This is a genomic window from Stenotrophomonas sp. NPDC078853 (genome assembly GCF_044901215.1).
GTDB lineage: Bacteria > Pseudomonadota > Gammaproteobacteria > Xanthomonadales > Xanthomonadaceae > Stenotrophomonas > Stenotrophomonas lacuserhaii.
In genome coordinates this window covers 1-22,607 of the sequence record NZ_JBJDOQ010000007.1, presented here as the reverse complement: position 1 = coordinate 22,607, position 22,607 = coordinate 1, and the positions used below count along the sequence as shown (strand labels likewise).

Genomic DNA, 22,607 nt, shown 5'->3' with positions numbered 1-22,607 from the left:
AGCAGCCGTCACTACATCATCCGGCCGAACACCAGCGCGGCGTTGGTGCCGCCGAAACCGAAGCTGTTGGACATCACCGTGTCCAGCTTCTGCTCGCGGCTTTCGCGCACGATCGGGAAGCCTTCCACCTTCGGATCCAGTTCGGTGATGTTGGCCGAACCGGCGATGAAGCCATCGCGCATCATCAGCAGGCAGTAGATCGCCTCATGCACGCTGGCAGCGCCCAGCGAATGGCCCGACAGCGCCTTGGTCGAGGACAGCGGCGGGATCGATTCGCCGAACACTTCGCGGATCGCACCCAGTTCGGTGACATCGCCCAGCGGCGTGGAGGTGCCATGGGTGTTGAGGTAGTCCAGCGGACGGTCGACCTTTTCCATCGCCATCTTCATGCAGCGCACCGCGCCCTCGCCGGACGGGGCGACCATGTCGGCACCGTCGGAGGTCACGCCGTAGCCGATCAGCTCGGCGTGGATGGTGGCACCGCGCGCGATGGCGTGGTCGTAGTCTTCCAGTACCAGCATGCCGCCACCACCGGCGATGACGAAGCCGTCGCGGTCCTTGTCGTACGGACGCGAGGCGGTGGCCGGAGTCTCGTTGAAACTGGTCGACAGCGCGCCCATCGCATCGAACATCACGCTCATCGACCAGTGCAGGTCTTCACCGCCGCCGGCCAGCATGATGTCCTGTGCGCCGTGGCGGATCAGGTCGGCCGCCGCACCGATGCAATGCGCCGAGGTGGCGCAGGCCGCAGACAGCGAATAGCTCAGGCCCTTGATCTGGTAAGCGGTGGCCAGGCAGGCCGAGACCGTGCTGCACATCGTGCGCGGCACCATGTACGGGCCGACCTTGCGCACGCCACGGCTGCGCAGGATGTCAGCCGCTTCCACCTGCCATTCGCTGGAGCCACCGCCGGAACCGGCGATCAGGCCGGTACGCGGGTTGCTCACCTGTTCCGGGGTCAGCCCGGCATCGGCGATGGCATCGCGTGCGGCGATGTAGGCGAAGGCCGAAGCATCGCTCATGAAACGCTTCAGCTTGCGGTCGATCTGCGCATCCAGGTCCAGGTCGACGCGGCCGCCGACCTGGCTGCGCAGCCCGGCTTCGGCGTGGTCTGCCAGGTAGGTGATGCCGGCCTTGCCGGCGCGCAGGTTGGCCGACACCGTGTCCAGGTCGTTGCCCAGGCACGAGGTGATGCCCATTCCGGTAATGACGACGCGACGCATCAGAAGTTCTCGGTGGAGGTGAAAAGACCCACGCGCAGATCCTTGGCGACGTAGATTTCGCGGCCATCCACCAGCATGCGGGCGTCGGCCTGGGCCATCACCAGCTTGCGGTTGATGACGCGGGTGATGTCGATTTCATAGCTGACCAGCTTGGCGTCCGGCAACACCTGGCCGGTGAACTTCACATCGCCACAGCCCAGCGCACGGCCGCGGCCGGGTGCGCCCAGCCAGGTCAGGAAGAAGCCGGTGAGCTGCCACATCGCATCCAGGCCCAGGCAACCGGGCATCACCGGATCGCCGATGAAATGGCAGTTGAAGAACCACAGGTCCGGACGGATATCCAGTTCGGCGCGTACCATGCCCTTGCCATGCGGACCGGCGTCGTCGCGGATGTCGGTGATGCGGTCGAACATCAGCATCGGGTCGTTGGGCAGGCGCCCGGCGCTTGCGCCGAACAGTTCACCGCGGGCGCTGGCCAGCAGCTGGTCGCGGTCGAACGCGTGGAGACGAGTCATGGAAAGCACGATCCTGGAAGCGAAGAACGGAAGATCAAGCGCCCGAGGATGCATGACAGCACAGGTCGCGATCAAACTTTTCCACCGTACGCCCGCGTAGTGTCTGCCGCTGAAAACGCGCATCCTGTTGATGTGCAACGACCATACTTCGGCGTGTGGCCCACCCGGGCCGAATGCCTTCCTACCACCCATGATGAGGACTATGCGCAAGATCATCCACGTTGACATGGACGCCTTCTACGCGTCGGTGGAGCAACGCGACGATCCGTCCCTGCGCGGCCGGCCGGTGGTGGTGGCATGGCGTGGCGCGCGTTCGGTGGTGTGTGCGGCGTCCTACGAGGCGCGGGTGTTCGGCGTGCGTTCGGCGATGCCGGCGCTGCGTGCCGAGCGGCTGTGTCCGGATGCGGTGTTCGTGCCGCCGGACTTCGCACGCTACAAGGCCGTTTCCCGGCAGGTGCGCGAGATTTTCCTGCGCCATACCGACCTGGTGGAACCGTTGTCGCTGGACGAAGCGTACCTGGATGTCACCGTGCCGAAATCCGGGATCGCGCTGGCGACCGACATCGCGCGCGAAATCCGCGCGCAGATCCGAAATGAAACCGCGCTGACCGCCTCGGCGGGCATCGCGCCGAACAAGTTCCTGGCCAAGATCGCATCGGACTGGCGCAAGCCTGATGGCCAGTTCGTGGTGACCCCGCAGCGCGTGGATGCGTTCCTGCTGCCGCTGCCGGTGAAGAAGGTACCGGGCGTGGGCAAGGTGATGGAAGGCAAGTTGGCGGCGCGTGGCATCGTGACCTGTGGTGACCTGCGCAACTGGTCGCTGGCTGCGCTGGAAGAGGCCTTCGGCAGCTTCGGTCGCAGTCTGTACAACCGTGCCCGTGGTATCGACGAACGGCCGGTGGAGCCGGACCAGCCGGTGCAGTCGATTTCCTCCGAAGACACCTTCGCCGAGGATGTTCCACTGGACGCACTGGCGCCGGCGATCGCCCAGCTGGCGGAGAAAACCTGGAACGCCACGCGCAGGACCGACCGCACCGGGCACACGGTGGTGCTGAAACTGAAGACCTCGCAGTTCCGCATCCTCACCCGCAGCTACACGCCGGAACGCGCACCGGAGTCGATGGAGGAACTGCGCGACATCGCCCTGGCGCTGCGCGAGCGCGTGGAGCTGCCGCCGGACACGTTGTACCGCTTGGTGGGCGTCGGCCTGGGCGGCTTCCGCGAGCGCGAACCGGTGCTGCAGGGCGACCTGTTCCAAAAAGGGGACGGAGGGAATTAAGCGAACTTAATTCCCTCCGTCCCCTTTTTTGGGTTTCAGTACGCGGCGGTGATGATCTGGCGCGGGTGGGCGTGGGTTTCCAGTTCTTCCACGAACGCGGCGGCGTAGTCGGCGTAGCTGATGTGGCTGTGGCCTTCGGCGTCGGCGAGGAAGGTACGGGCCTGCACGCGATACTGCCCGCGCTCTTCGCCCGGGCCGATTTCCGCGGCCGGCGAGAAGAACGTCCACTCGATGTCCTGCACGGCCTGGAGCTTCTTCAGCGCCTCGCGTGCGGCCAGTGCAAACGGCTTGTAAGCGGCCGGGAAATCCGGGGTATCGACCAGCTGCACCCCCGGTGCGACTTCCAGGCTGCCTGCACCGCCCACCACCACCAGGCGCGGCACGCCGGCCTGGCGCGCGGCTTGGAGCAGCTGCCCGGCGACCACCGCGATCTGGCCGATGTCATCGCCCGGGCGCGGACCGTAGGCACTGGCCAGCACATCGTGGCCGGCAATCACGGCCGCCAGCGCGGCACCGTCATCCAGCGGGGCGATGGCCAGCGCGGCGCCGTCCAGTTCGGCGGGCAGCTGTTTCTCACTGCGTACGATGGCGGTGACCTGATGGCCGTTGGCCAGCGCATGGCGGGCGATCTGGCGGCCGATGTTGCCGGTGGCACCGACAAGGGCGATCTTCATGGGGGGGCGTTCCGTAGCGGGGTGAGCGGTCACTGTAGGCGCCCGTACATGATCGAAAAACAGCGTATAACGATCATGTTTGTTGCATGGATCGAGCAGATGGACCGACTGACCGCCATCGATGTGTTCATTGAAGTCGCCGAGCGCGGCAGCCTGACCGCAGCTGCGGAGGCGCTGGACATGTCGCGGCCGATGGTCACCCGCTACCTTGCCGCGCTGGAGCAGTGGCTGGGTGCGCGCCTGCTGCACCGGACCACCCGCCGGGTCGGGCTGACCGGGCCGGGCGAGATCGCGCTGACGCGGTTCCAGCAGATGCGTGGCGTGCGCCAGGAGCTGGAAGACGAGCTGGCCAGCCAGGATCCCGAACCCCATGGCGTGCTGCGGGTGACGGCCAGCGTGTCGTTCGGCCAGCTGCACCTGGCCCCGGCCGTAGCCGACTACGTGAAGCGCTACAAGCAAGCGCGTATCGAACTGTTGATGGTGGACCGCATCGTCAACCTGGTGGAGGAGCGGATCGACCTGGCGGTTCGCATATCGCGGCAGATCGATCCGGCATTGATCGCGCGCCGGCTGGCCGATTGCCGTTCGGTGCTGTGCGCCGCGCCGGCCTACCTGCAGCGGCAGGGCACGCCGAGCAGCGCCGAACAGCTGGCCACGCACAACTGCCTGACCCACCATTACGTTGGAAAGGGCGTGTGGCGCCTGCAGCGGGATGGACGCGAGGTGGCGGTCAGCGTGAGCGGCAACATCAGTGCCAACGATTCGTCGCTGCTGCTGGAGGCGGTGCGCAGTGGCACCGGCATCGCGATGCTGCCGGCCTACCAGGTGAATCCGCTGTTGGCCAGCGGTGAGCTGGTCGCGTTGCTCGCCGATCATTCGCTGGAAGAAATGGGACTGCACGCGGTGTATGCCTCGCGTCGGCAGCAGTCCACCCTGCTGCGCAGCTTCGTCGATTTCCTGGTGGAACGGTTCTCCAGCCCGGCGTTTGCCGCGTACTGCTAGCCAGCCCCGGTCAATGAAGCGGCCGTGGGCGGCCGTTACACTGCAGGCTCCCCCGCATGACATGGCAGGCCTGTGAGCGACGTAGCGACGTACCCGTATCCGCTGGTGGTGTTCGACCTGGACGGCACGCTGGTGGACAGTGCCGGCGACATCGCCGAAGCATTGAACCGCACGCTGGAAGACTGGCAGCTGCCGCGGGTGGCCGAATCCACCGTACTGACCTGGATCGGTGACGGCGTGCGTCGGCTGGTGGAGCAGGCGTTCACCGCGGCAGGCAGCACGATCGACCTGGAGCGGGTGATGCCGGGCTTCATGGTGCACTACCGCGAGTGCCTGCTGCGCAGCCCGCGGCTGTTCGATGGCGTCGCCGAGGCACTGCAGCAGCTGCAGGAACGTGGTGTGCCGATGGCGATCTGCACCAACAAGCCGAGTGCGCTGGTACAACCGCTGCTGGATCACCTGGGCGTCGGTGATCGGTTCGCGCTGGTACTGGGCGGCGATTCGTTGCCGCAGCGCAAGCCCAGCGGCGAGCCGCTGCGGCATATCGCCGGCCACTTTGGTGCTGCGCCCGGCGAGTGCCTGATGGTGGGGGATTCGTTGACCGACTACCGCGCCGCGCTGGATGCCGGCATGCCCGTGGCGCTGGTTCGTTATGGCTATCGCCGTGGGCTGGACCTGCAGCACAACGAGGCGGTGGCGGTGGTCGACGACCTGCGCCAGTTGCCGGGGTTGCGCGCGGGCTGACCATGGGTACGCCGGTCGTCCTGACCGGCACCCCACGGGCCGTGCGCGTTACTTCGGCTGGTAACGCACGCTCAGCTGGTATTCGCGGCCTGGCTGGTTGTACCAGGCGACCGTTTCGTAGCGGCGGTCGAACAAGTTGGCGGCCCTTGCGAGCACCGACCAGTCATCGCTGAGCGCGTACTCCAACCGCAGGTCCAGGGTGCCATAGCCCGCGAGCTTCACCGTGTTGGCGGCATCGTCGTAGCGCTTGCCGGCGCCGAAGCCGGTCAGGCCGACGCGCAGGTCGCCGAAGCGGCGGTCCAGGTCGATGCGAGCGGTCTGCTGCGCACGGCGCGCCAGCCAGTTGTCGTACTGCGCACCGACGGTACGGTTGCGCGGTGCGGTGTAGCTCAGCTGTGCGTTGAGGTCGAAGCCGGCCAAGGTGGTGGCGCCGGTCAGCTCGGCGCCGCGGATGCGGGCCTTTTCCACCTGGGTCATGCCGAAGGTGGCCGCGTCGTAGGTGATCAGGTCATCCACGCGCGTCTCATACACATCCAGGCCCCAGCGCCAGCCCTGGCCCTGCTGCGCGATGCCGATGTTGCTGCTGCGTGCCTTTTCCGGATCCAGCGTGGCCACACCGCTCCACGGGTCGTACAGATCGCTGAAGGTCGGCGCCTTGAACGCGGTGCCGTGGCTGGCGGTGAGCTTCCAGCCCGCGCCCAGTTGCAGACCCCAGGCCAGTGAACCGGTGGTGTGGTTGCCGAACTGCTGGTTGTCATCGTTGCGCACGCTGGCCTGCAGCTGGTGCCGGCCGAAGCGACCCTGGTACTGCACGAACACGCCGGTGTTGTCACGGCTGTCGACCAGGTAGCCGGCGCTGCTGCCATCCAGGCTGTCATCACTCCAGTCCACGCCGCCGCTCAGCAGCTGATTGTCGGCCAGGCTGGCGTCGACCTGCAGCGAGGCGCTGTCGCGATGCGTCTGCGCGCTGCCAAACGCATCGAACGGTCCGCTGTTGTCCGATTCATTGTCGCTGCGGCCGATGCTGGCAGTCACCGCCAGACGCTCGGACGGGGTGTAGCGGAGCTTGCCGCCGAGCACCTGCTGCAGCGTTTCAGAGTAGTTGTAGTAGCCGTCGTAGTGGTTCTCGCCTTCGGCGCGCAGGGCGCTGCCTTCCACGCTCCACTGTGGGTTGAAGGTGTAGCCACCACGCGCGCTCTTGGAAAGATTGCGGTAGCCATCGCGATCCGGCTCGTCCGCGCCACAGCCCTGGAAGGTCGCCGCCGAACCGCGGCACGCATCGATGCCATCGCTGCGCTGGTAAGCGATGTCCAGGCCGAACCAGCCACGCTCGGTACCGCCGCCGATGCCGCCACTGGCCTGGCGCAGGCCGTTGCTGCCGCCGCCCAGTTCCAGGTGCGGTGCGAAGCCGCCGCTATCACGACGGGTGAAGATCTGCACCACGCCGCCGATCGCATCGGCGCCGTACAGGCTGGACTGCGGGCCGCGCACGATCTCCACGCGTTCGATCTGCGCCAGCGGCAGGTCCTGCAGCATGGCCAGGCCGAAGTCACCGGTATTGATGCGCACCCCATCGACCAGCACCACGGTGTGCGAGGAATTGGTGCCGCGCAGGAACAGCGACGTCTGCTTGCCGAGTCCGCCGGTGTTGGCCAGGTTGATGCCGGCGCGGCCGCGCAGCAGGTCCTGCAGCGAGGTGGCCTGGCTGGCCTGGATGGCGCTGCGGTCGATCACCTGCGCCGGGCTGAGGCTGTCGGCCAGCGCGATCGGGGTACGCGTGGCGGTGACCAGCACCTGGTCCAGCGCGGTGGCCGCGTCCTGTGCGCCAGCCATGCCAGGCAGTGCGGCCAGCACGGCCAGGGAGAGGATTGTGGACTGCAATGTCATGGGGTAACTCCAACTGCCGCGCACGCCCGCGCGGACAAAAAGGGAGCTGCAACGCGGAGACAGGGCGATGCGCACCGCGCAGGACGCGGTGGCCGTCGCCGATGCCCACCGCATCGCAACCTGGTGCTTCCGGGCCGGTCTCCGGGCTTGCCGTCGGTGGAGGTCCACCGGGCGGACGCCTTCCCATGCCCGGGGGCACAGTGGCGTGAGGTCCGCTTGCGACGTGCTTACCGTTGCGGGGGCAGCGCCGGAGTGGCATCACCTGGATGCGTCACCGGCTTCCCGTTTCAACCTGCCAGCCGACGCCGCAGGTCACCTTGAAGTGCGCGCAGTCTAAGCCATCGCGTGCGGTGATGCAGGCCGCGTGCGTCGGTGCACTAGAATGGCCCCTGTTTCGTTCCAGATCTGCCCATGACGTCCATGCCGTACTGCGTTGCCCCCTTGTCCCAAGGCCCGGGTGCCTGCCCGCTGATCCCGGACCGGTGCAGCGGGGCCAAGCGATGATCCTGGACCTGGTCCGCCACGCCAGCACCGGCCGCGATACCCACCTGGACGGTCGCACCGATCCGCCGCTGCTGGCCGGGGCGCACGATGCGCTGTGCGCGGCTTACCAAGGCCATGAGTGGGAACGGGTGATCAGCTCGCCACGCCTGCGCGCGCTGCATACCGCGGTCGCGCTGGCGGTGCCGCGCGGGCTGGACGTGCACCCGGATGCAGAGTGGGAAGAACTCGATTTCGGCGACTGGGACGGCCTGGCGATCGAGGCCCTGCCGGAACAGGAACTGCTTGGTTTCCATCGCGATCCGCATGCGTTCGCCCCGCCGAATGGCGAAAGCTGGGGTCGCTTCGAGCGCCGCATCGCGCGCGCGCTGGACCGATTGTTCGATGAGGAAGAAGAGCAGGACGCGGCACCGACGCTGATCGTCAGCCATGGAGGGCCGCTGCGGATGGTGCTGTCGCAGGTGTGTGGCCTGCCGGTGGCACTGTGCTGGGCGCTGCGCATCGACCACGGCACGCGCCTGCGGCTGCGGGTGGAGCGCGGGGATGCGGGGCTGTGGGGCGAACTGCTGGAACTGCAGCAGCCCTGATGGGGGGCGCCGGCGCCGGGCCATGTGACGACCAACGGTCGTCACCCACCACGACCAACGTTCGTCACCCACCACGGCCAGCGGTCGTCACCCACCAGGATCAAAAGCCGTCAGTCGTTGTTGTCGTCGAAGCGATGTTCGCGTACCGGGCCGGAGGCAGGCCCCGGCGCTTTCAGCGGCTGCAGGGCGATGCGCGCTTCGTAATCCTGCACCAGCGCGCTGCGCTGGGCTTCGGTCAGGTCCTGCCAGTGGCAGTCCAGCAAGGCGCCTTCCAGCGAATACAGCAGGTTGAGGCTGGGCTTGAAGCCGGCCCTTCGCACCTTGACGAAGGCCCCCACCGAGCCGATGGCGAGCAGTTCTTCGCGGCTGCGCAGGCCGACCTGGCGCAGCCATGCCGCGCTCTTGGGACCGATGTTGCGCAGCTGCAGGGTGCTCATCGCAATGCGTCGATGAACACGGCGGCGATCGCTTCCAGGCCGGCCTGGTCGTCGGCATCGAAACGCGCCAGCAGCGGGCTGTCCAGGTCGAGCACGCCGATCAGGGCGCCATCCTTGACCAGCGGCACCACCAGTTCCGAACGCGAGGCCGAATCGCAGGCGATGTGGCCCGGGAAGGCGTCGACGTCGTCGATGCGCTGGGTCACGCGTTCGGTGGCGGCCGCACCGCACACGCCCTTGTGCAGGGGAATGCGCACGCAGGCGGGCAGGCCCTGGAACGGGCCGACCACCAGCTCGGTGCCGTCGAACAGGTAGAAGCCGGCCCAGTTGAGGTGGGGCACGGCGTGGTAGATCAGCGCCGAGAGGTTGGCCGCGTTGGCGATGCGGTCGCTCTCGCCATGCACCAGGCCACGGGCCTGGTCCAGCAGCTGGGCGTATTGTTCCGGCTTGCTGCCGGTCAGCGAAGAAGTGGCGAACATGCCGCCAGTTTAGCAAGGCACGGCGGTGCTGGCGGCCAGTGCCGTGGCCAGCGCCCCGATCCGCGCGATGCCCGCCATGTAACGCGCATCCAGCTCCTGGCAGCAGGACAAGCGCAGGCAGTGGCGGTAGCGCGCGCCGCGCGAATAGATCTGGCCGGGCATGAACACGATGTCCTCGGCCAGTGCCTGTTCGAACAGCTCGCCGGTGTCCACGCCGGGAATCTCCAGCCACAGCAGGAAGCCACCGGTGGGTTCAGTTGCCCGCGTGCCGGGCGGGAAATGCTGGGCAACCAGCTGCCGCACCTTGCTGGTCTGCTCGCGGTACAGGCGGCGCATGCGGCGCAGGTGGTGTTCGTAGTTGCCGGCTTCCAGGAAGGCGGCGACCGCATCGCCGAGCAGCCTTGATTCGGCGCCGCTGGAATGGAACTTGAGCAGCGCGATGCGCTCGATGAAACGCCCGCCTTCCAGCCAGCCCACGCGGTAGTCCGGTGCCAAAGTCTTGGAAAAACCCGCGCACACCATTACCCAGCCATCGCGGTCGAAGGCCTTCAGCAGCGGCTCCAGCGGTTCACTGTGCTGCAGTTCGGCGTACACGATGTCTTCGATCACCGGCAGGCGGCGTGCATTGGCCAGTTCGGCCAGGCGCTGCTTGGCCGCCACCGGCATGGTGCAGCCCAGCGGGTTGTGCACCGTGGGCATCACCACCAGCGCGGCCAGTGCGGTGGTGTCCAGCAGCGCATCGAGTGCTTCCACGTCCAGGCCCCGCTGCGGGTGGGTGGGCAGTTCGATGGCCTGCAGGCCGAGGCTGGCCAACAGGGGGTAGAGGTTGAAGTACGACGGCGCTTCGATGCCGACCGCATCGCCCGGTTCGGTCACCGCGCGCAGCGCCAGCTGCAGGGCCTCCATCGCCCCATGGGTGAGGGTGATCCGTTCGGGTACGGTGTGCAGGCCCATCCGCGGACCGCGCTGCACGATCTGCCGGATCAGGGCCTGCGAGCCATCCGGCCGCGCATACGTTTCCACCGTGGCCAAGCTGCGTCGCAGCACCTGCGCGGTGGCCCGCTGCAGCTGCACGCCGGGATAGAAGGCGCGCCCGCGCGGGCCGGCGAAGGCCAGGTCCAGCACCTGTGGCCGCTGCTGGGCGGCGAGCACGCGCGCCAACATCGCCGGCTGGCTTGGCGCAGTGGGCTCCGATGGGGCATCCCGCAGCGATCGACGGGGCACCTGCAGGCGGGCGGCAACTTCGAAGCCGGACCGCGGCAGGGGCACCACCAGCCCGGCATCTTCGAGTTGCCGGTAGGCGCCGATCACGGTGTTCAGGCTGACCTTGCGCTGCTGCGCCATCTGCCGCAGCGAGGGCAGGCGCGCACCGCTGGGCAGGCGACCGGCGTGGATCGCCAGGGACAGCTCATCGGCCAGTTGCTGGTAGCGGGGCGGGGCGGCCAGGGCGGCCATCTGTATCCAACCAAATAGGGGGAGCCTGCCACTGTACCCCTGTTTCTGCGCGCCCTACGATGCCTGTCGCTGGCATCAGCTCCGGCATTTCCCCCACGCACGTCCGCCATGGACGTGCGTTTTTTTTGCACGCTTACTTCATCGGCACCAGCACCGGATCGCGGCGGTACAGCTGCGGGAACCGCTGCTGCAGGGCCACCAGTTTGGGTGCGTCGTAGTAGCGGATGTAAGCGGCCTGCGGATTCCGTTCCAAGTAGTTCTGGTGGTACGCCTCAGCCGGGAAGAACCGCTTGCCGCTGCCCAGCTCGGTCACCACCGGAGACGAGAACGAGGTGCCGATCTGGCCCACGTAGGCACGGTTGGCGGCCTGTTGCCGGGCATCGTCGCTGAAGATGGCGGATCGATACTGGGTGCCGTGGTCCGGCCCCTGGCGGTTTAGCTGGGTCGGGTCGTGCGCCACCGAGAAGAACACCTGCAGCAGCTGGCCATAGCTGACCTGGCGCGGATCGTAGTCCACCCGCACCGCTTCAGCATGGCCGGTACGCCCGCTGCTGATGGTCTCGTAGCGTGCCGTCGATGCATCGCCGCCAATATAGCCGGAGACCGCGTTGCCCACGCCCTTGACGTGCTGGAACACGCCCTGCACGCCCCAGAAGCAGCCGCCGGCGAATACCACGCTGGCCTGCGTGCGCTCGTCCTTGAACGCCGCCACGCCGGTGGGAGCGGGCAGGGCGCGGCTTTCTTCGACGCCGCGCGCCGGTGCCATGCCGGCGCCGATGGCCGGGCCTGCATCGACCGCGAACACCACCAGCGCACCCACTACCAGCGCGGCCACTGCCGCGGCGATGCCTTGTTCCAATGAGAATTTCATGCGACCTCCTCAGCCAAACGTAAACGCGTAGGCCTGGACACCCGGGTCCAGGAACTCGATCTCGAACAGGTGCTCACCGATGTCCGCGCGCTGGCGCACCAGCTGGTACAGGCGATGCTCATCGACCACGCCAGTGCCGTCGGGCTGCACATCGCCGCCTGCATCGGCGGCCTGCAGCGGCTTGCCATCCAGCAGCACGCGGAAGCGGAGGGGTTTGCCGTCTGCCGCTGGCGCCAGCACCAGGTGCAGGTCGCGGGCGTGGAAGCGGAAGGCGATGCGTCCGCCCGCCGATGCCAGCGTGGCCGACTCCTGGTCGACCGACCACCGGCCGCGCAGCGCCCACTGGTTCAGCGCCCACTGTTGCGGAAGGTCGTAGTCGAATGGCTGATCGCGGCGGAAGCCACCGGGTGAGGCAAAGTGCTCCGCACGCGCATGGCCGAGGTAGGTTTCCGGCGAACGCAGGTTGCCCATGTCGGCCTGCTCGGCAACGCCTTGCAGGGTGGCGGCGGTGGGGTCGGCCGGTGGTGGCAGGTTGGTCTGGCCCGCTTCCTGCAGCAGCCGGCGGATCACCTGCTCGGAGTGCGCATAGTTGCCCTCGCCGAACTGGTGCGCGCGGATGCGGCCCTGCGCATCGACGAAATAGTGCGCTGGCCAGTAGCGGTTTTCGAACGCGCGCCAGATCGCATAGTCGTTGTCCAGCGCGACCGGATAGGTGACCTTGAGCTGCTCGACCGCACGCATCACGTTGCGTGGATTGCGCTCGAAGGCGAACTCCGGGGTGTGCACGCCGATCACCACCAGGCCGTGGTCGCGATAGCGCTCGGCCCATTCGTGCACGAACGGCATCGCGCGCAGGCAGTTGATGCAGGAGTAGGTCCAGAAGTCGATCAGCACCACCTTCCCACGCAGTTGTTCGCGGGTCAGCGGCGGGCTGTTGAGCCAGCCGGTGGTGCCTTCCAGGGCAGGCAGCTGGCCTTCGACCGGCAGCGGCACATCAGCGGCGGCCGCGCCGGTGCTGGTCATTGCCACACCGCCCGGCTGCGCGCCCGGGACGGCGTCCAGCAGGCCCTGTTCCAGCCGCGCCGTGCTGACCGCGGACAAGCGGGTGAGGACCCCCGTGTCCCAGCCCATTGCGATGGCGACCACCGCCAGCAGCGCCGCCACGCCGAGCACGCGGCGCAGCACGTTGCCCAGCCCCAGGCGTGCCTTCAGCGCATTGAAGACGCGGCCGCCCACCCACACCGCCAGCGCGAGCGCGGTGACCGCGCCCAGGGCATAGGCAAGCAGCAGGCTGCTGGTGCTGGCGCTGGCGCCGTTGAGCGCCGCTCCGGTCAGCACCAGGCCGAGGATCGGTCCGGCGCAGGGGGCCCACAGCAGGCCGGTGGCGATACCCACCAGCAGCGACGTACCGGCGCCACCACGGCCGGCATCGTCGGCGGCATCGGCACGCGCGCTGAGGCGGGCGCCGACGCGCTGGAACGGCGCCAGCAGGCGGTCGGCAAAGGCCGGCCACAGCAGCGCCAGGGCGAACACCGCCATGACCACCAGGGCGACCCAGCGGCCGATCTGGTTGGCCTGTGCCACCCACGCACTGCCCACCGCCGCCAGGCTGGCCACCACGGTGAAGGTGATCGCCATGCCCAGCAGCAGCGGCAGGGTGCTGCGCAGGAACGAGCCGCCGGCACGCGCGAACACGAACGGCAGCACCGGCAGGATGCACGGACTGAGCAGGGTCAGCAGACCCCCCAGGTAAGCCAGCAGCAACAGCATCAGCGACGCTCCATCAACAAAGGAAAGGACATCAGACCGGAACCCGCCAGGCGCTGCCGGCATCGTTGGCATCGGTGCTGGCGGCAGGCTCGAAGGTCAGCGCGGCACCGTTCATGCAGTAGCGCAGTCCGGTCGGACGCGGGCCATCATTGAAGACATGACCCAAGTGCCCGCCACAGCGGCGGCAGTGGATTTCCACGCGGACCATGCCGAACAGGGTGTCGCGCTGTTCCCCGACGGCATCGTGCAGCGGCGCCCAGAAACTTGGCCATCCGGTGCCGCTGTCGAACTTGGTCGAGGAGGAAAACAACGGCAGCGCGCAGCCGGCGCAGTGGAAGGTGCCGCGGCGCTTCTCGCGGTCCAGTGGGCTGCTGCCCGCACGTTCGGTCGCCTGCTGGCGCAGCACCGCATACTGCGCCGGGGTCAGCTGCTGCTTCCATTGGGCGTCGCTGCGCATGATCTCGTAACGTCGGGCAGGCGCGGCTTCGGCGGCGGCCGGCGCGGCACGGCTGCAGGCGCCGATACCCAGCACGCTGGCGGCAGCGGCCATGCCCCCCAGGCCAAGCAGGTGACGTCGGGACAGTGACATGGCCATCTCCAGCAGGGACGATGGGGCCATGCTGCGCCCCTGCGGATCAACGAATCCTCACAGAGAGTTCAATTTTCCGTGATACATCCGGGTCGGCCTGCGCTGACAATGCCCTTACGCTTCCTGATTGCCCCTGCCTCCATGACTGACGCCCAGCGTGTCCTGATCGTCGAAGACGACGTCCATATCGCCGACCTGCTGCGCCTGCACCTGGCCGACGAGGGCTATACGGTGGTGCATGCCGCCACCGGCGATGACGGCATGCGGCTGCTGGAACAGGACGGTCCGTGGGATGCGCTGGTGCTGGACGTGATGCTGCCGGGCGTGGACGGCCTGCAGATCTGTCGACGCGCGCGGGCGATGGCGCGCTACGTGCCGATCATCATCATCAGTGCGCGCGGCAGCGAGACCCAGCGCATCGTCGGGCTGGAACTGGGCGCCGATGACTACCTGGCCAAACCCTTCTCCATGCCCGAACTGGTGGCGCGCGTGCGCGCGTTGCTGCGGCGTGCCGAGGCGATGGCGCAGAGCGCGCGGCTGGACGCCGGGGTGATCGAGCTGGGCAGCCTGCGGCTGGATCCGCTGGCACGCGTGGCGCTGCACGCCGGCAGGGAGCTGGAGCTCACCCCGCGTGAGTTCGACCTGCTGTTGTTCTTCGCCCGCCACCCGGGGCAGGTGTTCGCACGCGCGGAGCTGCTGGACCAGGTGTGGGGCTATGGCCACGATGGCTACGAGCACACGGTCAACACCCACATCAACCGGCTGCGCAACAAGATCGAAGCCGACCCGGCCAACCCGAAGCATATCCTCACGGTGTGGGGCCGCGGCTACAAGCTGGTCGGTGCCGCCGGAGGTGGTGCATGAGGTTGCGCCTGCGCCTGTGGCAGAAACTGGCGGCGGTGTTCGCCGCGTTGCTGGTGCTGTGCAGCCTGGCGCTGCTGGGCATGCAGATGCGGATGGCGCTGCGGCATGAGCAGGAAGTGGTGCAGCGGCTGTCGCTGGGGCTGGCCGGGCATATCGCCCAGCGCAGCGAGCTGATGGACCAGGCCGGGATGCGCGAGCCGGAAGTGCGCGCGCTGTTCGGCCAGTTGATGGCGGTCAACCCCAGCGTGGAGGTGTACCTGCTGGATGACCAGGGCCGCGTGCTCGGCCACGATGCGCCCAGTGGCCACCTGCATCGCGACCGGGTGGACGTGGCGCCGCTGCAGGCACTGCTGGCCGGCGCGCCGCTGCCGATCCTTGGCGATGATCCGCGCAGCAGACGCGGGCGCAAGGTCTTCAGCGTGGCCCCGCTGGTGGTGCAGGGCAGGTCGGCGGGTTATGTGTACGTGGTGCTGGTGGGCGAGCAGCGCCAGATGCTCGCCGACGACCTGGCCGCGAGCAGCCAGTGGCGGACCATGCTGTGGTCGGTGGCGCTGGTTGCGGTGCTGGGCATGCTGGCCGGCCTGGTGGCGTTCTACTGGGTGACCCGCCCGCTGCGGGAGCTGACCCGGCGCATCCAGTCCTTCGACATCGATGCGCCCACCGACCTGCCTTCGCTGCCCGCCCTGCGCGGGGATGAGCGCGACGAACTGCTGATCCTGGAGCATGCCCACGCACAGATGGCACACCGGCTGGGCGAGCAGTGGCAGCAGCTGCGGCAGCAGGACCTGCAGCGTCGCGAGATGGTGGCAAATATTTCGCACGACCTGCGCACGCCGCTGGCATCGCTGCATGGGTACCTGGAAACACTGGCGATGAAGGAGGCGACATTGAGCGTGGAAGAGCGCCGCCGCTATCTTTCAATCGCGCTTTCGCAGAGTGCCAAGGTCGGCGGACTGGCACGCGCGCTGTTCGAGCTGGCGCGTCTGGAACACGGACAGGTGCAGCTGCAGTGGGAAGTGTTCGCCCTGCCGGAGTTGCTGCAGGACGTGCTGCAGAAATTCGAGTTGTCCGCCCAGGCAAAAGGCCAGCAGCTGGATGCCGGGTTCCCGCAGGGACTGCCGCTGGTGCGGGCCGATGTCGGGCTGGTGGAGCGGGTGCTGACCAACCTGATCGACAACGCGCTGCGGCACACGCCGCAGGGGGGACACGTGCACGTTGCGTTGGCGGCCGATGCGGACAACGTATGGGTCACGGTCAGTGATGATGGCCCGGGCGTCGATGCGGGGGTGCGCGGCACCTTGTTCCAGGCGCCTGCAGCGCTCGGGCCGCGGCGTGGCGAGAACGGTGGGCTCGGCCTGCTGATCGTGCAGCGCATCGTGCAGTTGCACGGCCGCCAGATCGCCCTGCTGGAGACCGCGCAGGGTGCGGCGTTCCGGTTCGCCCTGCCACGGGCACGGCCATAGGCAAAAAAAAAGGACCCGACAGAGGGAGGATCTGTCGGGTCCTGCGACTGCACGGGGGGAGGGACCCATGCAGTGTCCTGGCGGTCTGCGGCTCCGGAATCCGGTGATTCGCGACCTGTTGCAATGCAGCATACGCCTTTCGTGCTGCATTGCAACAGGGGCTGGGAAATTTTCAGCCGCGATGAAAATCGCGTTCAGGATCAATCGCTTGCTCAGCGGTTGGCGGGGCCCCGATAGCGGCAGCCGGAGGTGCAGGTCTCGTGCACCGTGATTTCGCTCAGTTCCGGCAGCACCGGCTTCAGCTCCTGCCAGATCCATGTGGCGAGGTTCTCGCTGGTCGGATTTTCCAGACCCGGGATGTCGTTGAGGTAGTGATGGTCCAGGCGGTCGTAGATCGGCTGGAACGCGGCTTTGACGTCGCCGAAATCCATGATCCAGCCGGTTTCCGCGCCGGGTTCGCCTTCCACCTTCAGCTCCACCCGGAACGAATGCCCGTGCAGGCGCGAGCACTTGTGGCCCGGGGGCACGTTCGGCAGCCGATGCGCTGCCTCGATCATGAAGACTTTGAAGATTTCCATGCCGCGATTGTAGCGGCCCGGGGACGACAAAGCCGTTTCATGGGCAACAACTTACTTTCCATCGCGATGAAGAGATGTTAGCTTCTCTTATATCCGTATGAAGAGATGTTATTGGCTGTACCGCGGCCATTCATGTGCTACTGCGGAACTGTTACCACCACCCACCCCACGATTTCGACATGCCCCAGCACACCTTGCTCGTGGCGGCCCTTGCCGCCGCCCTGGCCGCGCCTTTGCCTGCCGCCGCCGAAACGTCCGCCGACACCGCTGCCGGTGGCGATGCCAGCACCCTGGCCGCCGTGCGTGTCACCGGCTCCAACATCAAACGCACCGACACCGAAACCGCCAATCCAGTGCAGGTGATCGGTCGCCAACAGCTTGAAGCGACCGGCAAGGCGTCGGTCGCCGACGTGCTGCGTTCGATCTCCGCCAATACCGGCAACGCCGCCAACGAGACCTCCAACAGCGGCTGGGCCTCCGGTTCGGCTGGCATCGGACTGCGCGGGTTATCGCAGAAGAACACGCTGGTGCTGCTCAACGGCCGTCGCCTGGCGAATTACGGCTTCCCGGCCAATGGGCTGTCGGATACCTTCGTCAACCTCAATGCGCTGCCGCTGGTCGCGGTGGAACGCATCGAAGTGCTGAAGGACGGCGCGTCAGCGGTCTACGGTTCGGATGCGGTGGCCGGCGTGGTCAACATCATCACCCGACAGAACTACCAGGGCGCGGAGATCGGTGGCAGCGTCGGCACCGCCGACCAGGGCGGGCTGGACGAGACCAAGCTGAAGTTCGTCGGTGGCCTGGGCGACCTGGAGACCGATGGCTACAACATCCTGGTCAGCCTGGAAGCCTACAACCGTGACCGGCTGGACCAGGACGAGCGTGACCTGACCCGGTCCGGCATCTACAGCGACCAGCCCGGCGGCCGCTGGAACGGCTGGTCGGCCAAGGGCGCACGTTACCTGGTCAACGGTGTGTCGGTGCCGATGCTGGACGCCAACGGGCAGTGCCCGGACGGCACCACCCGCGTGGCCAGTGCGCCGATCGACGGGCTGGCCGGCGACACCTGTGGTTTCAACCAGGCGCCGCACACCACCCTGATACCGTCGACCAAGCGCTGGCAGGCCTACGCCAACGGCACCTTCCGCCTCAGCGACAACGTGGAAGCGTTCGGCGAAGTGCTGTACAGCGAGGTCAAGGGCGTGTCCTGGTTCGGCAGCAGCCCGTTTTTCACCCTGGAAAGCGGGCGCTTCGCGCTGAACGCCGATACCGGGCTGGCCGAGCCGGTGTCATCCAACCTGCCGGCAGGCAACCCGTACAACCCGTATGGCCGCGCGATCCCCATCGAATACACCTTCTTCAACCTCGGCGGCACGATCAAGACCAACCGCTCGCAGTCCTACCGTGGCCTGGTCGGGCTGCGTGGCAGCAGCGAGCGCTGGGACTGGGAAGTAGGCGCCTTCGGTGCACGCAGCAGCGAGCGCGAGACGGTGTCCGGTGGCTTCGCCAACCGCTGGGCGCTGGCCGATGCGCTGGCCACCGGCAGCTACAACCTGTTGGATCCGTCGGCGACCCCGCAGTCGGTGCTCGATGGCATCAACATCGCCACCCTGCGCCCGGCCGAGTCCAAGCTGCAGGGCATCGATGCGAAGATTTCCGGCACGCTCGGCCATACCTGGGCCGGTGACATCGGCTTCGCCTCCGGCGTGGAATGGCGCCGCGAGAAGCTGGATTCCAACAATCCGTGGCAGATCGATGCCGGCCTGCAGGTACGCCCGGCGATCGCCGAAGTGCACGGTGAGCGCACGGTCAGCGCCGCCTACGCCGAGGCCATCGTGCCGCTGGCCTCGAAGCTGGAACTGTCGGTGGCCGCGCGCGCGGATCATTACGATGACTTCGGCGACGCGTTCTCGCCCAAGCTGGGCCTGCGCTGGCAGCCGCTGGACTTCCTGCTGGTGCGTGCTGCCGCATCGAAGGGCTTCCGCGCGCCGTCGCTTTCCGAGAACTCGGACAGCACCAGCATTTCCTACGGCAGCGTGGTCGACCCGCGTGACCCGGACCTGCCCGGCTCGCGGCAGAACCCGACCTTCTTCACCGTCGGCAACACCGAGCTGAAGCCGGAACGCACGCGCAGCTACAACTTCGGCGTGGTGCTGTCGCCGTGGGCGAACACCAACCTCAGTGTTGATTACTACAGGATCCAACTGGAGAACCTGGTCGGCACCAACAACACCCAGACCCTGGTGACCAACGACGTGCCGGGCGCGGTGCAGCGCGATGAGCGCGGCAAGATCCAGGCCGTGTACAACCGCTACCAGAACCTGAGCGACCTGAAGACCTCCGGCATCGACGTGGAGCTGCGCCAGCGGATTCCGACCGAGCGCCTGGGCACCTTCAACCTGAGTTCGGCCTATACCCATGTGCGTGACTATCGCCGCCCGACCGTGATCGGCGGTCCGCTGGTGGATTACGCCGGCAGCAACCTGGGTGCCACGCTGCCGAAGAACAAGGCCACCACCACACTGGACTGGAGCCATGGCGACGTGCGGACCGCGCTGACCTGGTACTACACCAGCGGCTACGACCAGAAGGCCAGCGCCACTGCGCAGGCGGTGCAGGACCGCGTGGATTCCTACAGCCAGTTCGATCTGTATGTGGGGTACACCGGCTTCGAGCAGCTGACCCTGTACGCGAAGATCCAGAACCTGGGCGACGAGGATCCGCCGTACGACGCCTCGTTCCCGGGCATCCGCGCACCGTATGACTTCAGCCAGTACGACCTGCGCGGCCGCTACTTCACGGTGGGCTTGGACTACCGCTTCTGAGCCGCCACGCGTGCGTCATCGGTCATGCCGGCCGGCCACTCCGCGTGGCCGGTCGGGCTGTACTGGCGCTGCAGCGCCATCATCCATGGGGAATCGTCGTGTCCTTCCATCGCAGTGTGTTGTTGTCCCTGTTCGTTGCCGCTTCGGCGTTCGTGCTGCCGGCCGCGCCGGTGCAGGCGCAGAGCGCCTACTTCTTCCCGCAGGCCACGCAGGCCACGGATTTCGATCCGGCCATCCCCACCCCGCAGCAGTTCCTGGGCTATGAGATTGGCAGCCGCTACACCCGGCATGACCAGCTGGTGGCCTATTTCAAGGAACTGGCCCGGCTTTCGGACAAGATCACGGTGCAGGAGATCGGGCGCAGCTACGAGGGCCGCCCGCTGCTGATCGCCACGCTGACCGGTGCGCAGAACCACGCGCGGCTGGAGTCGATCCGCCAGCAGCACGCCACCCTGGTGGATCCGGCGCAGCCGCGCAGCGCGGCCGGTGACAGCCCGGTGGTGGTGTGGCTGGGTTACAGCGTGCACGGCAACGAAACGTCCAGCGGCGAGGCGGCGATGCTGACGGCCTACTACCTGGTGGCCAACCGCAGCGCGGAAACCCAGCAGTGGCTGCAGAACGCGGTGGTCCTGTTCGACCCGGCACAGAACCCGGATGGCCGCGACCGTGCGGCGAACTGGCACAACGCGTATGCCTCCAGCCCCGCCTCGCCTGATCCGGCCGACAAGGAGCACGTGGAGCCGTTCCCGCAGGGCCGCACCAACCACTACTTCACCGACCTCAACCGCGACTGGCTGGCGCTGACCCAGCAGGACAGCCGACCGAAGATCGAGGTGTTCCACCAGTGGTATCCGAATGTCCAGATCGATTTCCACGAGATGGGCAAGGACAGCACGTACTACTTCGAGCCGTCGCCGAAGAGCATGCACAGCCCGCTGCTGCCGGCGTCTTCGTACGAGTTCAACAAGACCTTGGCCAAGTACCACGCCGCCTCGCTGGATGCGCTGGGCTCGCTGTACTACACCGGTGAAAACTATGACAACTTCTCCCCGGTGTACGGCTCCACCTACCCGGATTTCCATGGTGCGGTCGGGGTGACCGTCGAACAGGCGAGCTCGCGCGGACGCGTGCAGGAGTCGGTCAACGGTCCGTTGACATTCCCGTTCACCATCCGCAACCAGGTGGCCACCGGGCTGGGCACGGTGCGCGGCGCGGTCGCCGAGCGCGAAGGCCTGCTGTCGCTGCAGAAATCCTTCTTCCAGTCGGCGCTGAAGCAGGCCGGCCAGCAGCCGTTGAAGAGCTTCGTGTTCGGCGACGCGCACGACCCGGCGTTGACCCGGAAGCTGCTGGAACTGCTGCTGCTGCACCGGATCGAGGTGCACGCGCTGGCGTCGGCGGTGACCGTGGACGGACGTCGTTTCGAACCGGGCAGTGCCTATGTGGTGCCGGCGGCGCAGCCGCAGTTCCGGCTGGTGCATTCGATCTTCGCCGACACGCCGCAGATCAAGGGCGATGTGTTCTACGGCAGCACGTCGTATGCGATCGCACCGGCCTACGGCGTGGCCTTCGCGGCCAGCAGGAGCCGCATCGGTGAAGGCGCCCGGGTGACTGCGGTGGCCGACGCGCACGGTGGCGTGCAGGGCGGACAGGCCGGCTATGCGTACGTGATCGACTGGCGCGACTACAACGCCGGCCGCGCGCTGTATGCACTGCAGGCCAAGGGACTGTCCACGCGGGCGGCGTTCCAGGCGTTCACTGCCGGTACCTCGGCCGGCGAGGTGGCTTTCGCCCCGGGCAGCATCGTGGTGCCGATCGCCGGCCAGCCACTGCAGGGCGCCGCGCTGCTGGAGGCGGTGCAGGCGGCGTCCAAGGACAGCGGCGTGCAGGCCTACGCGCTGGCCAGCGGCCAGAGCCGCGGTGGCATCGACCTGGGCAGCGACAGCGTCAAGGCGCTGCGCAGACCGGCCGTGGCGCTGGTGATGGGCGAGGGTGTCAATGCGACCGAGATCGGCTCGGCGTGGTTCCTGCTGGACCAGCAGCTGCAGCTGCCGGCGAGCAAGATCGATCCTTCGCAACTGGGCAAGGTGCCGCTGGACCGCTACACCTCCATCGTGTTGTCCGGTGGCAAGTACGAGGGCGTGGATGAAGCGGCGGTCGGCGCGCTGAAGCGCTGGATCCAGGCCGGCGGATCGTTGGTGACCTACGGCACCGCATCGCGTTGGGCGATCGAGAAGAAGCTGGCTGATGGCGAGAAACTGGGCACGGACGAAGAGGCCGCTGATGCCTCGCGCAAGGCGTTCGGCGACCAGCGCGACATCGCGGCCATCGAGCGGGTGAGCGGCAACATCCTGAGCGCGGACATCGATACCAGCCATCCGCTCGGCTTCGGCACGCCGCGCCGGCAGCTGGCGGTGAACAAGGAGAACGCGGTGGTGCTGCAGCCCAGCGCCAATCCGTTCTCCACGGTGGTGCGGGTGGACGAGCAGGTGCGTGTGAATGGCTATCTGTCCGATCGCAATCGAGCGCGGGTGAGTGGTTCGGCGTGGTTGCTGGTGTCGCCGCAGGGGCAGGGCAACGTGGTGCTGTTTGCCGATGATCCAGCGCACCGCAAGTACTGGCACGGGACGGACCGGTTGCTGGTCAATGCGCTGTTCTTCGGCAATCTGCTGAATCCTGCGAAGCCGCGGGGGTAAGGGGTGGGTTTGCCGGGCTTGCAGCCCGGCGGCCCGCTTTGAAGCAAAGGCAAAAGCCTGCAGGGCTATGTGTTGCTGGGGCGGGGTGGCTGTGCAGGACACGCCGCAAGTACGTCCCTGTAGGCTCGCTTTTCGCATCCATGCGAAAAGACGGTCCTGCACAGCCACCCC

At 67.4% G+C, this 22,607-nt stretch carries 19 protein-coding genes and 1 riboswitch; of the genes, 8 read left to right on the top strand and 11 right to left on the bottom strand.

Going from position 1 to position 22,607, the window contains the following annotated elements; all coding sequences use genetic code 11:
• Positions 1-11: 11 nt before the first annotated feature.
• Together fabB and fabA are read right to left on the bottom strand one after the other, a co-directional pair.
• Positions 12-1,223, bottom strand: a complete 1,212-nt coding sequence (gene fabB, locus ACI2JH_RS09205) for a beta-ketoacyl-ACP synthase I (RefSeq protein WP_101100146.1) — start codon at positions 1,221-1,223, stop codon at positions 12-14.
• Positions 1,223-1,738, bottom strand: coding sequence for a 3-hydroxyacyl-[acyl-carrier-protein] dehydratase FabA (gene fabA / locus ACI2JH_RS09200; protein WP_042614942.1), 516 nt, complete (start codon positions 1,736-1,738; stop codon positions 1,223-1,225). The genes fabB and fabA overlap by 1 nt, the downstream gene beginning before the upstream one ends.
• A 193-nt stretch (positions 1,739-1,931) precedes the next feature.
• Between fabA and dinB the strand changes: the two genes are divergently transcribed.
• Positions 1,932-3,017 carry a DNA polymerase IV gene (gene dinB, locus ACI2JH_RS09195; protein WP_349999360.1) on the top strand — a complete coding sequence of 362 codons (1,086 nt, stop codon included), beginning with the start codon at positions 1,932-1,934 and terminating at the stop codon, positions 3,015-3,017.
• Between the two features lie 35 nt (positions 3,018-3,052).
• Here dinB and ACI2JH_RS09190 read toward each other — a convergent pair whose 3' ends face one another.
• A complete protein-coding gene (locus tag ACI2JH_RS09190) occupies positions 3,053-3,691 on the bottom strand; it encodes an NAD(P)-dependent oxidoreductase (RefSeq protein WP_404736019.1) in 639 nt (212 codons plus the stop codon).
• A gap of 99 nt (positions 3,692-3,790) precedes the next feature.
• On the opposite strand from ACI2JH_RS09190, the gene ACI2JH_RS09185 reads away from it, so the two are divergent.
• A complete protein-coding gene (locus ACI2JH_RS09185) occupies positions 3,791-4,693 on the top strand; it encodes a LysR family transcriptional regulator (RefSeq protein WP_101100270.1) in 903 nt (300 codons plus the stop codon).
• A gap of 72 nt (positions 4,694-4,765) precedes the next feature.
• A complete protein-coding gene (gene gph / locus ACI2JH_RS09180; RefSeq protein ID WP_404736018.1) occupies positions 4,766-5,437 on the top strand; it encodes a phosphoglycolate phosphatase in 672 nt (223 codons plus the stop codon).
• Positions 5,438-5,485: 48 nt separating this feature from the next.
• Here gph and btuB read toward each other — a convergent pair whose 3' ends face one another.
• The gene (btuB, locus tag ACI2JH_RS09175; RefSeq protein WP_404736017.1) at positions 5,486-7,324 is read right to left on the bottom strand and encodes a TonB-dependent vitamin B12 receptor; all 1,839 of its coding nucleotides are present in this window, start codon (positions 7,322-7,324) and stop codon (positions 5,486-5,488) included.
• 114 nt (positions 7,325-7,438) lie between these two features.
• Positions 7,439-7,659, bottom strand: a riboswitch (cobalamin riboswitch).
• A 165-nt stretch (positions 7,660-7,824) separates the two neighbouring features.
• Here btuB and ACI2JH_RS09170 point away from each other — a divergent pair.
• A complete protein-coding gene (locus ACI2JH_RS09170; RefSeq protein ID WP_404736016.1) occupies positions 7,825-8,412 on the top strand; it encodes a histidine phosphatase family protein in 588 nt (195 codons plus the stop codon).
• 110 nt (positions 8,413-8,522) lie between these two features.
• On the opposite strand, the gene ACI2JH_RS09165 is transcribed toward ACI2JH_RS09170, so the two are convergent.
• The 6 genes from ACI2JH_RS09165 to msrB all read right to left on the bottom strand — a co-directional run bounded on the left by ACI2JH_RS09165 (position 8,523) and on the right by msrB (position 14,013).
• On the bottom strand, positions 8,523-8,849 hold the full coding sequence (locus ACI2JH_RS09165; RefSeq protein WP_101100151.1) for a TfoX/Sxy family protein: 327 nt from the start codon (positions 8,847-8,849) through the stop codon (positions 8,523-8,525).
• Positions 8,846-9,328 (bottom strand): GAF domain-containing protein, encoded by a 483-nt coding sequence (locus ACI2JH_RS09160; protein ID WP_101100152.1) that lies wholly within the window; start codon positions 9,326-9,328, stop codon positions 8,846-8,848. The genes ACI2JH_RS09165 and ACI2JH_RS09160 overlap by 4 nt, the downstream gene beginning before the upstream one ends.
• A 9-nt stretch (positions 9,329-9,337) precedes the next feature.
• Complete coding sequence (locus ACI2JH_RS09155; protein WP_404736015.1) at positions 9,338-10,783, bottom strand: PLP-dependent aminotransferase family protein; 1,446 nt, start codon at positions 10,781-10,783, stop codon at positions 9,338-9,340.
• 133 nt (positions 10,784-10,916) lie between these two features.
• The gene (gene msrA / locus ACI2JH_RS09150; RefSeq protein ID WP_404736014.1) at positions 10,917-11,654 is read right to left on the bottom strand and encodes a peptide-methionine (S)-S-oxide reductase MsrA; all 738 of its coding nucleotides are present in this window, start codon (positions 11,652-11,654) and stop codon (positions 10,917-10,919) included.
• A gap of 9 nt (positions 11,655-11,663) precedes the next feature.
• On the bottom strand, positions 11,664-13,427 hold the full coding sequence (locus tag ACI2JH_RS09145) for a cytochrome c biogenesis protein DipZ (RefSeq protein WP_404736100.1): 1,764 nt from the start codon (positions 13,425-13,427) through the stop codon (positions 11,664-11,666).
• A 28-nt stretch (positions 13,428-13,455) separates the two neighbouring features.
• Complete coding sequence (gene msrB, locus ACI2JH_RS09140; protein WP_101100272.1) at positions 13,456-14,013, bottom strand: peptide-methionine (R)-S-oxide reductase MsrB; 558 nt, start codon at positions 14,011-14,013, stop codon at positions 13,456-13,458.
• A 141-nt stretch (positions 14,014-14,154) separates the two neighbouring features.
• Between msrB and ACI2JH_RS09135 the strand changes: the two genes are divergently transcribed.
• Both ACI2JH_RS09135 and ACI2JH_RS09130 read left to right on the top strand, forming a co-directional pair.
• The gene (locus ACI2JH_RS09135; RefSeq protein WP_349999303.1) at positions 14,155-14,877 is read left to right on the top strand and encodes a response regulator transcription factor; all 723 of its coding nucleotides are present in this window, start codon (positions 14,155-14,157) and stop codon (positions 14,875-14,877) included.
• On the top strand, positions 14,874-16,340 hold the full coding sequence (locus ACI2JH_RS09130) for a sensor histidine kinase (RefSeq protein WP_404736013.1): 1,467 nt from the start codon (positions 14,874-14,876) through the stop codon (positions 16,338-16,340). Before ACI2JH_RS09135 ends, ACI2JH_RS09130 begins: the two co-directional genes overlap by 4 nt.
• Positions 16,341-16,552: 212 nt before the next feature.
• Here ACI2JH_RS09130 and queD read toward each other — a convergent pair whose 3' ends face one another.
• Positions 16,553-16,918, bottom strand: a complete 366-nt coding sequence (queD, locus tag ACI2JH_RS09125) for a 6-carboxytetrahydropterin synthase QueD (protein WP_042614954.1) — start codon at positions 16,916-16,918, stop codon at positions 16,553-16,555.
• A gap of 179 nt (positions 16,919-17,097) precedes the next feature.
• Here queD and ACI2JH_RS09120 point away from each other — a divergent pair, with 179 nt between their 5' ends.
• Entirely contained in the window at positions 17,098-19,743 is a 2,646-nt protein-coding gene (locus tag ACI2JH_RS09120; RefSeq protein ID WP_404736012.1) for a TonB-dependent receptor, read from the top strand.
• Positions 19,744-19,841: 98 nt separating this feature from the next.
• Entirely contained in the window at positions 19,842-22,436 is a 2,595-nt protein-coding gene (locus ACI2JH_RS09115) for a M14 family zinc carboxypeptidase (protein ID WP_404736011.1), read from the top strand.
• The last annotated feature ends 171 nt before the right edge of the window (positions 22,437-22,607 follow it).

What these genes read in the sequence shown, in the direction of transcription:
- ACI2JH_RS09120 (WP_404736012.1), top strand. Translation starts at nt 17,098, where the DNA reads ATGCCCCAGCACACCTTGCTCGTGGCGGCCCTTGCCGCCGCCCTGGCC.
- fabA (WP_042614942.1), bottom strand. Translation starts at nt 1,738, where the DNA reads ATGACTCGTCTCCACGCGTTCGACCGCGACCAGCTGCTGGCCAGCGCC.
- ACI2JH_RS09130 (WP_404736013.1), top strand. Translation starts at nt 14,874, where the DNA reads ATGAGGTTGCGCCTGCGCCTGTGGCAGAAACTGGCGGCGGTGTTCGCC.
- dinB (WP_349999360.1), top strand. Translation starts at nt 1,932, where the DNA reads ATGAGGACTATGCGCAAGATCATCCACGTTGACATGGACGCCTTCTAC.
- ACI2JH_RS09135 (WP_349999303.1), top strand. Translation starts at nt 14,155, where the DNA reads ATGACTGACGCCCAGCGTGTCCTGATCGTCGAAGACGACGTCCATATC.
- queD (WP_042614954.1), bottom strand. Translation starts at nt 16,918, where the DNA reads ATGGAAATCTTCAAAGTCTTCATGATCGAGGCAGCGCATCGGCTGCCG.
- ACI2JH_RS09185 (WP_101100270.1), top strand. Translation starts at nt 3,791, where the DNA reads ATGGACCGACTGACCGCCATCGATGTGTTCATTGAAGTCGCCGAGCGC.
- ACI2JH_RS09170 (WP_404736016.1), top strand. Translation starts at nt 7,825, where the DNA reads ATGATCCTGGACCTGGTCCGCCACGCCAGCACCGGCCGCGATACCCAC.
- msrB (WP_101100272.1), bottom strand. Translation starts at nt 14,013, where the DNA reads ATGTCACTGTCCCGACGTCACCTGCTTGGCCTGGGGGGCATGGCCGCT.
- fabB (WP_101100146.1), bottom strand. Translation starts at nt 1,223, where the DNA reads ATGCGTCGCGTCGTCATTACCGGAATGGGCATCACCTCGTGCCTGGGC.
- ACI2JH_RS09155 (WP_404736015.1), bottom strand. Translation starts at nt 10,783, where the DNA reads ATGGCCGCCCTGGCCGCCCCGCCCCGCTACCAGCAACTGGCCGATGAG.
- ACI2JH_RS09190 (WP_404736019.1), bottom strand. Translation starts at nt 3,691, where the DNA reads ATGAAGATCGCCCTTGTCGGTGCCACCGGCAACATCGGCCGCCAGATC.
- btuB (WP_404736017.1), bottom strand. Translation starts at nt 7,324, where the DNA reads ATGACATTGCAGTCCACAATCCTCTCCCTGGCCGTGCTGGCCGCACTG.
- ACI2JH_RS09160 (WP_101100152.1), bottom strand. Translation starts at nt 9,328, where the DNA reads ATGTTCGCCACTTCTTCGCTGACCGGCAGCAAGCCGGAACAATACGCC.
- ACI2JH_RS09165 (WP_101100151.1), bottom strand. Translation starts at nt 8,849, where the DNA reads ATGAGCACCCTGCAGCTGCGCAACATCGGTCCCAAGAGCGCGGCATGG.
- msrA (WP_404736014.1), bottom strand. Translation starts at nt 11,654, where the DNA reads ATGAAATTCTCATTGGAACAAGGCATCGCCGCGGCAGTGGCCGCGCTG.